Here is a 12,942-nt window from a genome sequence, read left to right as displayed (position 1 = left end):
CAGGACGGAGGTGGGACTGTGGCTGGCTTAATTAAGCGCGACGATGTAGATGCTGTGCGTGAGCGGGCAAAAATCGATGACATTGTCGGTGAGCATGTGACTCTCAAACCCGCGGGTGTCGGGTCGATGAAGGGGCTATGCCCATTTCATGATGAAAAAAGCCCATCATTTCATGTACGGCCACATGTAGGCCGATATCACTGTTTTGGGTGTGGTGAGGGTGGGGACGTCATCAGTTTCATCCAGAAAGTGGATGGGCTGACGTTTACGGAGGCGGTGGAGTATCTCGCTGGCCGTGTGGGGCTCACGTTGAGGTACGAGGAGGGCAGTGAACGTCGAGGCGAGGAACCGTCGCGGCGTGCTCGGTTACTTGCAGCGCATCGGATCGCTGCAGCGTATTACCAGGAGCAGTTGATGTCGTCGGAAGCGGCGACGGCGCGGCAGTTCCTGGCGGACCGGTCTTTTTCGCGGGACGATGCGGCACATTTTGGGGTGGGATATGCCCCGAAAGGGTGGGATCACTTATTGACTGTGTTGCGTTCCAAGGGGTTCACGACCGAGGAAATCCAGGGCACGGGGCTGATGTCGTCGGGCCAGCGGGGTATGTATGACAGATTCCGTGGCCGGTTGATGTGGCCGATTCGTGATGTCACTGGTGAGGTGATTGGTTTTGGCGCGCGTCGACTGTATGACGATGATCAGGGGCCAAAGTATTTGAACACCCCGGAAACGTCTTTGTACCGGAAGTCGCAGGTGTTGTACGGGATTGATCTTGCTAAGCGCGACATCGCGAAAGAGAAACGTGTTGTTGTTGTTGAGGGGTACACCGATGTGATGGCTGCTCATTTGTCGGGTGTCACGACCGCGGTGGCTACGTGTGGGACAGCTTTTGGGGTGGACCATGTGAAGTTTGTTCGGCGTTTGCTTGGTGACACTCATGCAGGTGGGGGCGTGCGGTTAGCTTCTGGCGGGTCCATGGGCGGGGAGATTATTTTCACGTTTGATGGTGATGCTGCTGGCCGTAAAGCTGCGATGCGTGCGTTTGATGAGGAACAGCGTTTTTTGGCGCAAACGTTTGTTGCGGTGCAACCAGATGGACTTGATCCGTGTGAGTTGCGTCAGCAGCGGGGTCCTGCTGCGGTGGCGGATTTGGTGAATCGGCGTGTCCCGTTGTTTGAGTTTGTGTTACGGACCACCTTGGAGGCTTTTCCTTTGCACACAGCGGAGGGGCGTGTGGGGGCGTTGCGTCAGTGTGCTCCGGTTGTTGCCTCGATTCGTGATGCGGCGTTGCGCCCGGAGTATTCGCGGGTGTTGGCTGGTTGGCTGGGAATGGACCTTGATGTGGTGCGTCAGGCGGTCCAGCGGGCGGGACGGTCATCGAGATCCTCTGGTGGGGAGCCGAGCGACGCACAGACCACAGAGGCTCTGGATGGGGCACCTGCCCCTCATGCGTCGGATCCGGTAGCTCGGTTGGAGCGCCAAACGTTGGAAGTGATGTTGCAGCAACCGCATGAGGTGCCTGGGGCGGTGTTTGATGCGCTTCCTGCCCAGGCCTTTGCTGTTCCTGCGTGGCGTGCTGTGTTTGATGCGATTCGAGCTGCTGGTGGGTTAACAGCGGCTGCGTCGTTGAGTGCTGTGGAGTGGGTGGAGGCTGTCCTTGAGGCGGCGGCTGATCCGGTTCGCGTGTTGGTCAATGAACTGAGTGTGGCTCCGTTACCAGAGGATCGTCCTGAGGCGATGCCGTTGTATGTGCAAGGGATTGTGCGCGCTTTTATTGATATGGGCATGACACGTCAGATTGGTGATGTGAAGTCGCGGCTACAGCGGATGGACTACGCGTCAGACCCGGAGGCGTACCAGGAGGTGTATACCTTGTTGGTTGACCTTGAGGCGCAGCGTCGTCAACTGCGGGACACGGAGTGATGACGTGGACTGATGTGAGGCGACGGCACACACGGGTGTGGGTTTGTTGTGGATGTGACTGGATATGACTGTGGGGCAGAAGAACCAGTGTTCTTCTGCCCCACAGTGTGTGGCTCCCGCGACTGGATTCGAACCAGTAACCGTCCGATTAACAGTCGGATGCTCTGCCGTTGAGCTACGCGGGAATGCGTAGTGAGTGTGGTGTGGCTCCCGCGACTGGATTCGAACCAGTAACCGTCCGATTAACAGTCGGATGCTCTGCCGTTGAGCTACGCGGGAATGGGTGCCACCGGTCAAGAGCCTTGACCGCGTGATCCGCAGATAAAACTCTAGCAGGTTTTCAAGGGTGCTCCGGACAGCTCGCGGAAGCGCGCCACCACAGGTGTTACCTTTGTCCGAATTTCGTGGTCAGTAGGTGGGGCGTTGCGGTCGTGGAGGACTTCAATGAAGGTGTCGCCGTTGGGGGTGCGACGCAGTGCAATGCGCACGTTTCTGCTGTTATCAAGCGTGATTGTCTCGCTCATGACGACCGTGTGTTCAATGCGTTCACGCAGAACTGTGAGAAAGCGCACGGGGGTGTCTGTGCTGGCAGTTACCGTCAGAGGTTCTGTGGACGTGGTGAAAGTCACGGTCAGTTTCTGGTCGGTTGGATCCCAGGATGCCCGGTCAACGTGTGACCACTCCCACCGGTTGTCACCGTCGGGGCTTACGGCTGAGCTTGATGGGGTCGGCGAGGCTTGCTCCGCATTGTTTTCGGTGATGAGGACGAGGTGCGAGCGGGTGGCAATGAGGAAACGTGTTGTCGCCGTTATTTGACTCGTTGAGTGAGGGGTGTCGCGCATCCATGCAAGGAAAGGAGGGCGTGAGAGGGTGCGGGCGCGTGAGGCGATATCGCGAGGTAAGGTCGATCGCGTGAACAACATGACACCACGTTAACGTGATTTTGGTCGTTGAGCAGGCCTCAAACACGGTAGCCTTAAGGGGCGCCCCAATAGCTCAGCTGGTTAGAGCAGGAGACTCATAATCTCTTGGTCGCGGGTTCAAGTCCTGCTTGGGGCACCATTCGTGTCCTCCGTTGGAGAACGCGCTTTCACACAACGGCGACATGTCGGTACTGGAGGAACGTTATGGCGATGCGTGAGATTCGCGTAGTCCCTGATCCGGTCTTGCGCACGAAGTGCGACGAAATCACCCATATCGACGACCGGGTCAAAGGGCTGGTCGAAGACCTGTTGGAGACGGTTGACATGGAGGGCCGTGCTGGCCTGGCAGCCAACCAAATTGGGGTGAATCTCCGGGCGTTTGCGTACAACATTGACGATGATCTCGGGTATGTGATCAATCCACGAATCGTTGAGCTTTCTGAGGAGAGTTATCAAGACGGCGACGAGGGATGTTTGTCTGTTCCTGGGTTGTGGTACCCCACGCGCCGCCATATGTATGCGCGAGTTGAGGGCATTGACCTTGATGGACGTCCACTGACGGTCGAGGGTACAGACCTGATGGGTCGGTGCTTGCAGCACGAAGTGGATCACCTTGATGGGTTGCTGTATTTGGACCGTCTTGAACGGTCAGTTCGCCGCCGGGCGATGCAGGAGCTGAGAGCGTCGTTGTAGGAGGTTGTGTTTTTTGGTGGGCCGTTGCGCCAGACACATTTGTCAGGCAATATGGTCACAGCATCAGTTGTATCCCAGGTGGATGAGGTCGTAGGGGAAGACGCACCTCACCCAAGGAGGAAATGATGGCTGGTGCCTTAACCCGTGGTGTCTTTTTTGTGCACTCGGCGCCGAAAGCGATGTGCCCTCACGTGGAGTGGGCGGTGAGCAACGTTCTTGGGGTCCGGGTGCACTGTGAATGGACCCCACAACCCGCAGCTCGGGGTCTGATGCGGACAGAATTGTCGTGGCAAGGACACCAAGGGACCGGGGCAAAAGTTGTTTCTGCTCTACGTGGGTGGGAGCAACTTCGTTTCGAAGTGACTGAGGACCCATCAGCTGGTGCTGATGGATCTCGGTGGAGTCATACACCGTCGTTGGGTGTGTTCCACGCGCAAATGGATGTCCACGGAAACATTGTGGTCCCTGAAATGCGGGTGCGAGCAGCCATGGAGCATTCCTATGATTCGTACCGGATGCGTCGGGAGCTTGACCTTGCGTTGGGAACAGCCTGGGATGAAGAACTTGAACCTTTCCGCTACGCCGGTGAAGGCGCCCCGGTGCGTTGGCTGCACCAGGTTGGCTAGGAGTGTCCAGGTGCTGTGAACAAGGCACAAGACAATAACGACAATAAAGCTGTGGGCCGCCCGTGAAGAAACGGGCGGCCCACAGCTTTACCGTGAATGTGCTCCTGGGCGTTAATGATTGCGCACGACGAGGGCAACGTTGTGCCCTCCGAACCCAAATGAGTTGTTCAGTGCAGCAATATCCCCAGTGGGCAGGTCACGCGGTGTGGTGCGAACCAGGTCCAAGGTGAGTTCTGGGTCTGGGTTCTCCACGTTGATCGTGGGGGGTGCGACACGGTCGCGCACAGCCAAGATGGAGAAGATTGTCTCCAAGGCGCCAGCACCCCCAAGCAGGTGACCAGTGAGCGACTTCGTCGCAGAGAGCTTCACCTGGTCTGCAGTGTCACCGAGAAGAGTACGAATTGCGCGCGCCTCGATGAGGTCACCCACTGTTGTCGAGGTTGCGTGTGCGTTGATGTGGTGGATGTCGTTCTTGGCAATGGCTGCGTTTGCGATTGCTCGTTCCATCGCAGCGATCTGTCCACGTCCTGTGGGTTCAGGGGACGTCAGGTGGTAGGCGTCGGAGGACAAGCCCACACCTGAAATTTCGGCGTATATTTTCGCGCCGCGCGCTTTTGCGTGTGCTTCGCTTTCGAGGACAACGATTCCTGCGCCCTCTGCCATGACAAAACCGTCACGGTCGGTGTCATAAGGGCGCGATGCGCGGGCGGGGTCGTCGTTGCGCCCTGACAAGGTGCGCGATGCAGCGAACGCTGCCAGCGGCATCGGGTGGATTGCCGCTTCAGTGCCACCAGCGACCACAACATCTGCACGGCCGAGACGGATCATGTCCACGGCGTAGCCAATGGCCTCTGCGCCCGAAGCGCAGGCTGACACGAGGGCGTGGGCTCCGGCTTGGGCTCCGACCTCAAGTTCAACGTAGGCGGCAGGAGAGTTAGGCATGAGCATGGGCACGGTCATGGGCAGTACCCGGCGGCCACCACGTTCACGGAGGGTGTCCCATCCATCGAGGGTGGTCCAGATGCCACCAATCCCTGAGGACACGACCGCACCAAGACGCGTGGGGTCAACATCAGGTGTGCCTGCGTCAGCCCACGCTTCACGTGTGGCGATGATCGCGTACTGGGCCGAGGGGTCCATCTTTTTCATCTCGGGGCGTGCTAGTACTTCCTCGGGCCCAACCTTGAGTTGGGCGGCGAAGTTCACACCGATCCCGTATTTTTCGGCCCAGTCATTATCAAGGGTCCGTGCACCAGATTCGCCGGCCAGTGCGGCCTTCCAGGTGGAGGCGACATCGCCGCCGAGCGGGGTGGTTGCCCCCAAACCGGTCACAACTACAGTGGTCGACATGCTTCTCCTTGGGCAGTGAAAAGTGTGGGGTGCGCGGGCACCCCACACAACGGTTGTGTCAGCCCTGAGCGCTGACGATGTAGTTCACGGCGTCGCCCACAGTGGTGAAGTCTTTCGCAGCTTCATCAGGGATGGTCACGTCGAACTTGTCTTCAGCGTGGGTGACGATGGTCATAATGGACAGGGAATCGATGTCGAGGTCGTCAACGAACGACTTTTCAGCGGTGACGGTCTCAACAGCAAGACCAGTTTCTTCAGCGACGATTTCGGCAAGACCTGCGAGAACGTCTTGTTCGGTGTGTGCCATGGTGTGGTTCTCCTTGTGTCAGTGATGAAACGGCGTTTCATCGATCATGGTCATGGAAGGGCGATGACCTGCGCCGCGTAGGCGAGACCTGCGCCAAACCCTATTTGGAGGCATAGATCCCCTGACTTTGCTTGCCCTTCGGACAGGAGTCTGTGGGTGGCAAGAGGGATCGATGCTGCAGAGGTGTTCCCTGTGTCGGCGATGTCACGGCCGACAACAACGTGATCGGGCAGTTTGATCTGCTTAATCAACTGGTCGATGATACGCATATTGGCTTGGTGGGGGACAAACACATCAATGTCATCGGGTGTCAGGCCGGCGGCTGCGATCGCTTCTTTGGCGATAGGTGCCATGGTAAACGACGCCCATTTGAACACTGAAGGACCGTCCTGGCGCAGTGTTGGCCACCCGAGGTCGGGGTTTGCGTTGAGTTCTTGCCATGAGTGGGTCTGGTAAATGAGGTTTGCTTTTGTGCCATCAGCGCCCCACACGGTTTTTCCGATTCCAGGCTGGTCTGAAGGCCCTACAATGACTGCGCCGGCGCCATCTCCTAGGAGAAACGAAATTGACCGGTCCGTGGGGTCAATGAAGTCCGACATTTTTTCGGCGCCGATGACCAGAACGTACCGTGCTGTTCCGGCCCGTACCAGCGCATCTGCTTGTGCAACACCGTACGTGTACCCGGCGCACGCAGCGGAAATATCGAACGCTGCTGCAGGTGTTGCCCCGATTTTCTCGGCAACGATTGCTGCCGCAGCCGGTGTTTGGTGGAAGTACGTGACTGTGGACATGATGACCGCACCAATGTCGGACGGATCAATACCCGTGGTGGCCAACACGTCGCGGGCGGCGCGAACAGCAAGATCAATGACTGATTCCTCAGTATGCGCCCGGCGCCGGGTGACAATGCCGGTCCGTTGCCGGATCCATTCATCGGAGGAATCAATAGGGCCAGCAATATCGTCGTTCGTGACGACGTTGTCCCCCCGGTAGGCACCAAAACCGTAGATGCGGGAAAAGGGGGAGCCTTGTGCTTGAGTGAGCGTTGCCATCGGTGTCCTCAGTGAGATGAATCAGGCGTGTTCGGTGATGAAGTCGTGAGCGGTAGGAAGGTCGTCGGGTGAAGAGATAGCACAGGTTGCCACACCCTTCAGAGTACGTTTCGCGAGCCCAGTTAATACCCCGCCTGGTGCGAGTTCAAGGACACCGGTGACCCCAAGGTCTGCGAGAGTGTGCTGGCACAAATCCCAGCGAACCGGTGAGGTGATTTGGTGGACAAGGGAATCGAGCATGTCCTGTCCGCGACCGTACCCGTGGGCGCCGTCGGTGAAAGCGCGGCCATCACGGTTGCTGAGCAAAGTCAGTGTTGGGTCAGCAACCGGCCAGCCGCGTGCAACGTCACGGAACGCGTCTTGTGCGGGAGCCATGAACTCGGTGTGAAAGGCACCAGCGACCTGCAACGCGATGACCCGTGCCCGAGCGGGGGGTGACGCCTGAAGGGCGGCGATGCCATCGAGCGAACCCGCCGCAACAACTTGCTGTGGGGAGTTCATGTTCGCGGGGGTCAAACCAGCGGCGGCGATACTGGCAAGCACATCATCTGGTTGACCACCCACAACAGCGGTCATACCGGTCGCGTGGGCGCTAGCTGCCTGCGCCATCGCGCGCGCACGGTGGGTCACGAGCGCTGTTGCTTGCGCGTTCGTCATCACGCCAGCAAGTGCACTTGCAGCAAACTCACCAACGGAGTGACCGGCCACAACGTGGGGTGTGGCCGTGGTCTTACCGTGCGTGAGGGCGTGCCACGCCATCAACGAACTGGCCACAATCAGTGGTTGGGCAACGGCAGTGTCGCGAATCGTGTCCGCATCCGAGGTGGTTCCGTGCGCGATAAGGTCGACACCGCTCGCCTCGCTGAGTTCGCCGAGGAACTCACGCACGGATGGCAATGTCAGCCATGGCTCAAGCATGGCGGGAGTCTGGGAGCCCTGCCCCGGGCATACAACTGCAAGCACGGTTCCTACTCTGCCTGATACCCCCTGCCGATGCGCGTCACCGACCCCCACCAAGTCCCGTTCACTCTTTTGTAGGGTCACCACAACGGGCTGTGAATGTGCAGACAATTCCTGCACGTCCTGCCGGCTGTCTTTGGTGGGAAAGTCTCAAAACTTTGGTCACAGCCACGCTAATGAGGTGCGGGGAGCCGACCCGCTGCTAACGCGACTTGAAGAACAAACGACTCACGCGCATCGAGAGGATCCCAGCCCGTCAACTCCGCGACCTTGCGCAACCGATAACGTACCGTGTTGGGGTGAACATACAGGTCACGTGCCGCGCCCTCCAGGGAACGGCCGGTACCAAGGTAGGCGGACAGGGTCTCTAGTAACGCCCCACCCGAGGCGGACAACGGTTCAAACGCTTGGGTGACCAGGGCGGCGCGCGCCAACGGGTCGCCCACGAGCATCCGCTCAGGAAGGAGCTCATCTGCACTGACCGGACGGGGAGCGCCAGGCCACGCCGGCACTGCCTCAAGACCAGCCAGGGCAGCAGCGGCGCTACGAGGCGCATCGTCAAGCCCAGCAACGACCGGGCCAATAATGACCGGGCCGGGACCAAAACGTTGGGCAAGGGACTCTGCTGCAGCGATTAAGTCACCGGAGCCGCCAAGAACAAGCACGAGCCGGTCGCCTTGAATCCCCACGAGGACGTCGTCAAAGATGCGCCTGGTCGCGCGGCGAAGATCTGCTGACTTGACGTCGTCAAAGGCAGACGCCGTTGACCCCACCATGACAACAACATGCCCGGTGCCTGACCACCCGAGTGTTGACACTCGGGATCGAAGCGACTTATCTCGGTCACCGCGCACAATCGCATCAACAACCAGCGCCTCAAGCCGGGCATCCCACGCGCCACGCACTTCCGCAGCACGCGCATACACCTCAGCAGCCTCAAACGCGACCTCACGTGAATACCGCAGCACTGCTTCACGTAAATCTCGTTCTTGGCCGGGGGCAGCTAATCGGTCACTGTAGGCTTCCACCACTTCCACCGCACACCGCACAATTTGCAGTGTGTGTTGCAGCGAAATGGAGCGGGTTAAGTCTTGGGGCGCGACAGAAAACATCTCACCTGGGTCACGCCCCGACTTACCCGCCGAGGTGTACCAATCAATAAACGCGGTAATACCTTGTTGGGCTACTAACCCAACCCATTGTCGTTCTTCCCGCGGTAGCGCACGGTACCAGGGAAGATCCTCATCAAGACGCTTCAATGCAGCTGATGTGAGCAGACCTGCACCCTCACGGACGCGCTGCTGGTTCGCAGGAGACGCAGGAATAGGACCTGCTGTGTCGCCGCTCGAAGTCACTGGGGATGTCATGGACACGAGAATAACCATGTCTTGTGCGATTCCCACAACATCCCAGGCAGGTGCCCCGAACCCCACGGATGAAAACGCCAGGTCACACCAAGTTACCGCCAAGAATCCCCAAAAAACAGGTAGAGTCTTTATATGGCCCTCATGCCCAAGATCAAACAGTTACTCCAACGCACAACCACCGCGTCAACTGTCGGACGGCGGCGGGAAACACTACACCCTGCGAAGAACGTCATCCAGGAGGACGCGCTCCGGGCGATGCTCGCAGAAGACCCCAACAACGAGCATGCGTTCCTCGCGCTTGTTGACGTCGTGGGACGCAACTGCGCCCAGGACCCCACCGATGACGTTGATCCACGAACCGCCGAGATTGACCTCACAGACAGCGCCGCCCGCGAAGAAAAATACACGATGAGTTTGTGGGCGCTTGCTGAAGAGTATGCCGGGCACCCCAAAGCGTGGTACCCGCTCATCCAATTGGCTCACCTCTCGCTTCCCGACAATCCAGAGGACGCGAACCGCCGGCTCACCGCTGCCGTGTCACGTGACGAGACTGGTGCGGCGCTTGCCGCTGCGCTGCGGTTGCTTCGGGACAATGATTTGGCTGCCGAGGCCTACCTGTTGGGTGTTGGGCATTGGATTGCACGCCAGCACGTCCCTGAGGCTGGTATTGAGGTGGTGCGAGCATCGCTTGAGGCCGGTAAGCACGCGGAAGCTCAACGCTACCTGGAGGAACTTCTTGACCACGTGTCCGAGGCTGACGTGGCTGCGTATGACCCAACGCTGTCTGCCGATGTGCAGTCCCGGTTAGCGCGGTCCTAATTGTTGCGTGTGACAAGTGGATAACGACATGAGTGTGGGCCCCTCCCAATGTGGGAGGGGCCCACACTCATGTGGTGCTTGATGCCCTAGGGGTGTTGTTAGGCGTCGCCGCCGACAGACCCTGAGGTTCCAGCCGCAACATTGTGCAGGTCGTACTTGGTGATCGCTTGGGCTTGGAGGTCACGGGAGACCTCACCGCGGCGTGCAAGTTCTTGCAGTGCGCGCACGACCACGGATGGTCCATCGATCTTGAAGTAACGGCGTGCTGCTGCACGGGTGTCGGAGAACCCGAATCCGTCAGCACCAAGGACGGCGTAGTCGCCGGGGATCCACGTCCGTACTTGGTCTTGGACCAGGTGGTCGTAGTCGCTGGTGGCGATGAATGGACCTTGCGCGTCCTTGAGCTTTTGGGTGAGGTAGGCCTCGCGTGGCTCTTGGTCGGGGTGGAGGAAGTTGTGCTGGTCGGCGGCTAAACCGTCGCGACGCAACTCGTTCCATGATGTCACCGACCACACGTCAGCTGCGACACCCCAGTCGTTGGCGAGGAGTTCTTGAGCTTCCAAAGCCCAGGGCACACCCACACCGGAGGCAAGAAGTTGGACGCGTGGCCCATCGCCTTGTCCTACGGACACGCGGTGGATTCCGCGCAGGATTCCGTCCACGTCTACGTTGTCGGGCTCAGCTGGTTGTGGCATAGGTTCGTTGTACACCGTGAGGTAGTACATGATGTTGGGGTCACGTGGGTCGGACTCGTCGTACATGCGTTTGAGACCGTCACGGACAATGTGCCGAATTTCGTACCCGTATGCTGGGTCGTACTGCACAACCGCGGTGTTTGTTCCCGCGAGAAGTGGTGAGTGACCGTCGGCGTGTTGTGTTCCTTCACCGGTGAGGGTGGTGCGGCCGGCGGTCGCACCGATGATAAACCCACGGGTGAGTTGGTCTCCGGCAGCCCAGAACTGGTCGCCAGTGCGTTGGAATCCGAACATCGAGTAGAAGATGTAGAACGGAACCAGTGGTTCACCGTGCGTTGCGTATGACGTACCAACCGTTTGGAATGCGGCAGCGGAACCGGCTTCGTTGATGCCGGTGTGCATGATCTGGCCGGACTCTGATTCCTTGTAGGACAGCATGAGGTCGCGGTCCACAGCCAAGTAGTTTTGGCCCAGGGTGTTGAAGATCTTCGCGGTGGGGAAGATCGCATCCAAACCAAATGTGCGTGCTTCATCCGGGATGATCGGAACAACGCGGTGTCCGAACTCTTTGTCTTTCATGAGTTCTTTGAGGAGACGCACAAAAGCCATGGTGGAGGCGACTTCTTGCTTACCAGAGCCCTTAGCCAGCACTTCATAGGCTTTGTCACCAGGCAAGGACACAGCAACGTGCTTGTTGCGGCGTTCGGGGACGAACCCACCGAGTTGGCGGCGCCGGTCGAGCATGTACTCGATAGCTGGGTCATCCATCCCTGGGTGGTAGTACGGAGGAAGGTACGGGTTGGCTTCCAGCTGCTCATCAGTGATGGGGATGTGCAGGGTGTCGCGTAGGGTCTTCAACTCTTCCAGGCCCACCTTTTTCTTCTGGTGGGTGGCGTTGCGCCCGGCGAAACCTGAGCCAAGCCCGTAGCCCTTGATGGTTTTGGCGAGGATAACGGTGGGCTGACCGGTGTGGGAGCGTGCTGCCGCGTACGCTGCGAACAGTTTGCGGTAGTCGTGACCACCACGCTTGAGTGCCCAAATTTCGTCGTCGCTCATGTTTTCCACAAGCTTTTTGGTGCGTGGGTCGCGACCAAAGAAGTGCTCACGAACGAAGGCACCGTCGTTGGCTTTGTAGGTCTGGTAGTCACCGTCAGGGGTGGTGTTCATCAGGTTGACAAGGGCGCGGTCCTTATCAGCGTTGAGGAGGGTGTCCCATTCACGGCCCCACACGACCTTGATAACGTTCCAGCCTGCACCCTTGAACTGTGCTTCCAGTTCTTGGATGATTTTGCCGTTTCCACGCACTGGGCCGTCAAGGCGTTGAAGGTTGCAGTTGACAACGAAGGTGAGGTTGTCGAGTTGCTGTTGTGTTGCGAGTTGGATCATGCCGCGTGATTCGGGCTCGTCCATTTCGCCGTCACCGAGGAATGCCCACACGTCTTGCTGGGAGGTGTCTTTGATTCCGCGGTTGTGCAGGTACTTGTTTGTCCACGCCTGGTAGATCGCTTCTGCTGGTCCAAGCCCCATAGAGACGGTGGGGAATTCCCAGAACTCAGGCATCTGCCGTGGGTGCGGGTAGGAGGGGAGCCCGTTTCCAGCGCCCAGTGAGTGCTCTTGACGGAACCCGTCGAGGCGTTCTGCGCTGAGTCGTCCTTCCAGGAAGGCGCGTGCGTAGACGCCGGGGGAGGCGTGGCCTTGGAAGAAGATTTGGTCCCCACCGCCGGGGTGGTCTTTTCCGCGGAAGAAGTGGTTCAACCCGACTTCATACAGGGTTGCCACGGAAGCGTAGGAGGAGATGTGCCCCCCGACGGAGATCTCTGGTCGCTGAGCGCGGGTGACCAGGACTGCGGCGTTCCACCGCACCCAGGAACGGTATTTGCGTTCCATGACCTCGTCACCGGGGAAGTAGGGTTCCTCGTGGACACCGATGGTGTTGACGTAGGGGGTGTTGATTGAGGTGGGGATTGCGACGTTGCGTTCCCGCGCTCGTTTCAGAAGGTTAAGGAGGATGTAGCGGGCACGTGGACCGCCCGCCTCATCAATGAGTCCGTCCAGCGATTCGATCCACTCGCCGGTTTCCGTCGGGTCGATGTCCGGCACCTGACTCAACAGGCCGTTGATCAGGGGCCCGGTTTGCTCGTTCGCGGCCACAGTCCGTCCTTACTCGCGTGTCGTGAAGATCAGGTTTCCCTGGTCTTCGCCTACCCGGCCCTGGGGAGCAAGTGAG

The 12,942-nt window shown here is 59.0% G+C and carries 11 protein-coding genes and 3 tRNA genes; 5 read left to right on the top strand and 9 right to left on the bottom strand.

The window, feature by feature from the left end:
- The first annotated feature begins 18 nt into the window (after positions 1-18).
- Positions 19-1,923, top strand: coding sequence for a DNA primase (gene dnaG / locus JDEN_RS07665; protein WP_015771798.1), 1,905 nt, complete (start codon positions 19-21; stop codon positions 1,921-1,923).
- A gap of 110 nt (positions 1,924-2,033) precedes the next feature.
- On the opposite strand, the gene JDEN_RS07660 is transcribed toward dnaG, so the two are convergent.
- From JDEN_RS07660 to JDEN_RS13005, 3 genes are all read right to left on the bottom strand, one after another.
- A tRNA-Asn gene (locus tag JDEN_RS07660) sits at positions 2,034-2,108 on the bottom strand.
- Between the two features lie 19 nt (positions 2,109-2,127).
- Positions 2,128-2,202 (bottom strand) — tRNA-Asn (locus JDEN_RS07655).
- A gap of 50 nt (positions 2,203-2,252) precedes the next feature.
- Entirely contained in the window at positions 2,253-2,846 is a 594-nt protein-coding gene (locus JDEN_RS13005; protein WP_015771797.1) for a hypothetical protein, read from the bottom strand.
- 62 nt (positions 2,847-2,908) lie between these two features.
- Here JDEN_RS13005 and JDEN_RS07645 point away from each other — a divergent pair.
- From JDEN_RS07645 to JDEN_RS07635, 3 genes are all read left to right on the top strand, one after another.
- Positions 2,909-2,985, top strand: a tRNA-Ile gene (locus JDEN_RS07645).
- Positions 2,986-3,050: 65 nt separating this feature from the next.
- Positions 3,051-3,539 carry a peptide deformylase gene (gene def, locus JDEN_RS07640; RefSeq protein WP_015771796.1) on the top strand — a complete coding sequence of 163 codons (489 nt, stop codon included), beginning with the start codon at positions 3,051-3,053 and terminating at the stop codon, positions 3,537-3,539.
- A gap of 125 nt (positions 3,540-3,664) precedes the next feature.
- Positions 3,665-4,165, top strand: a complete 501-nt coding sequence (locus JDEN_RS07635; RefSeq protein ID WP_015771795.1) for a DUF3145 domain-containing protein — start codon at positions 3,665-3,667, stop codon at positions 4,163-4,165.
- Positions 4,166-4,276: 111 nt separating this feature from the next.
- Here the strand turns inward: JDEN_RS07635 and fabF are convergent, their stop codons facing one another.
- From fabF to JDEN_RS07610, 5 genes are all read right to left on the bottom strand, one after another.
- Positions 4,277-5,515: a beta-ketoacyl-ACP synthase II gene (fabF, locus tag JDEN_RS07630; RefSeq protein WP_015771794.1), complete on the bottom strand. Its 1,239-nt coding sequence runs from the start codon at positions 5,513-5,515 to the stop codon at positions 4,277-4,279.
- Positions 5,516-5,573: 58 nt separating this feature from the next.
- Positions 5,574-5,822, bottom strand: coding sequence for an acyl carrier protein (locus JDEN_RS07625; RefSeq protein WP_015771793.1), 249 nt, complete (start codon positions 5,820-5,822; stop codon positions 5,574-5,576).
- Between the two features lie 50 nt (positions 5,823-5,872).
- Positions 5,873-6,874, bottom strand: a complete 1,002-nt coding sequence (locus tag JDEN_RS07620; protein ID WP_015771792.1) for a beta-ketoacyl-ACP synthase III — start codon at positions 6,872-6,874, stop codon at positions 5,873-5,875.
- 21 nt (positions 6,875-6,895) lie between these two features.
- The gene (locus JDEN_RS07615) at positions 6,896-7,837 is read right to left on the bottom strand and encodes an ACP S-malonyltransferase (RefSeq protein WP_015771791.1); all 942 of its coding nucleotides are present in this window, start codon (positions 7,835-7,837) and stop codon (positions 6,896-6,898) included.
- A gap of 170 nt (positions 7,838-8,007) precedes the next feature.
- Entirely contained in the window at positions 8,008-9,201 is a 1,194-nt protein-coding gene (locus tag JDEN_RS07610) for a PucR family transcriptional regulator (protein ID WP_049754523.1), read from the bottom strand.
- A gap of 132 nt (positions 9,202-9,333) precedes the next feature.
- On the opposite strand from JDEN_RS07610, the gene JDEN_RS07605 reads away from it, so the two are divergent.
- Complete coding sequence (locus JDEN_RS07605) at positions 9,334-10,020, top strand: hypothetical protein (protein WP_015771789.1); 687 nt, start codon at positions 9,334-9,336, stop codon at positions 10,018-10,020.
- 98 nt (positions 10,021-10,118) lie between these two features.
- On the opposite strand, the gene aceE is transcribed toward JDEN_RS07605, so the two are convergent.
- On the bottom strand, positions 10,119-12,866 hold the full coding sequence (gene aceE, locus JDEN_RS07600; RefSeq protein WP_015771788.1) for a pyruvate dehydrogenase (acetyl-transferring), homodimeric type: 2,748 nt from the start codon (positions 12,864-12,866) through the stop codon (positions 10,119-10,121).
- Positions 12,867-12,942: the final 76 nt, after the last annotated feature.

It is taken from the genome of Jonesia denitrificans DSM 20603 (assembly GCF_000024065.1).
GTDB classification, from domain to species: Bacteria; Actinomycetota; Actinomycetes; order Actinomycetales; family Cellulomonadaceae; genus Jonesia; species Jonesia denitrificans.
Note: the sequence above shows the minus strand (reverse complement) of the source record. Positions and strands in the feature narration are given on the sequence as shown.

Excerpts from the sequence above, each read along its gene's own strand:
- JDEN_RS13005 (WP_015771797.1), bottom strand. The coding sequence starts at position 2,846 with ATGTTGTTCACGCGATCGACCTTACCTCGCGATATCGCCTCACGCGCC.
- def (WP_015771796.1), top strand. The coding sequence starts at position 3,051 with ATGGCGATGCGTGAGATTCGCGTAGTCCCTGATCCGGTCTTGCGCACG.
- JDEN_RS07635 (WP_015771795.1), top strand. The coding sequence starts at position 3,665 with ATGGCTGGTGCCTTAACCCGTGGTGTCTTTTTTGTGCACTCGGCGCCG.
- fabF (WP_015771794.1), bottom strand. The coding sequence starts at position 5,515 with ATGTCGACCACTGTAGTTGTGACCGGTTTGGGGGCAACCACCCCGCTC.
- JDEN_RS07625 (WP_015771793.1), bottom strand. The coding sequence starts at position 5,822 with ATGGCACACACCGAACAAGACGTTCTCGCAGGTCTTGCCGAAATCGTC.
- JDEN_RS07620 (WP_015771792.1), bottom strand. The coding sequence starts at position 6,874 with ATGGCAACGCTCACTCAAGCACAAGGCTCCCCCTTTTCCCGCATCTAC.
- JDEN_RS07610 (WP_049754523.1), bottom strand. The coding sequence starts at position 9,201 with ATGACATCCCCAGTGACTTCGAGCGGCGACACAGCAGGTCCTATTCCT.
- JDEN_RS07605 (WP_015771789.1), top strand. The coding sequence starts at position 9,334 with ATGGCCCTCATGCCCAAGATCAAACAGTTACTCCAACGCACAACCACC.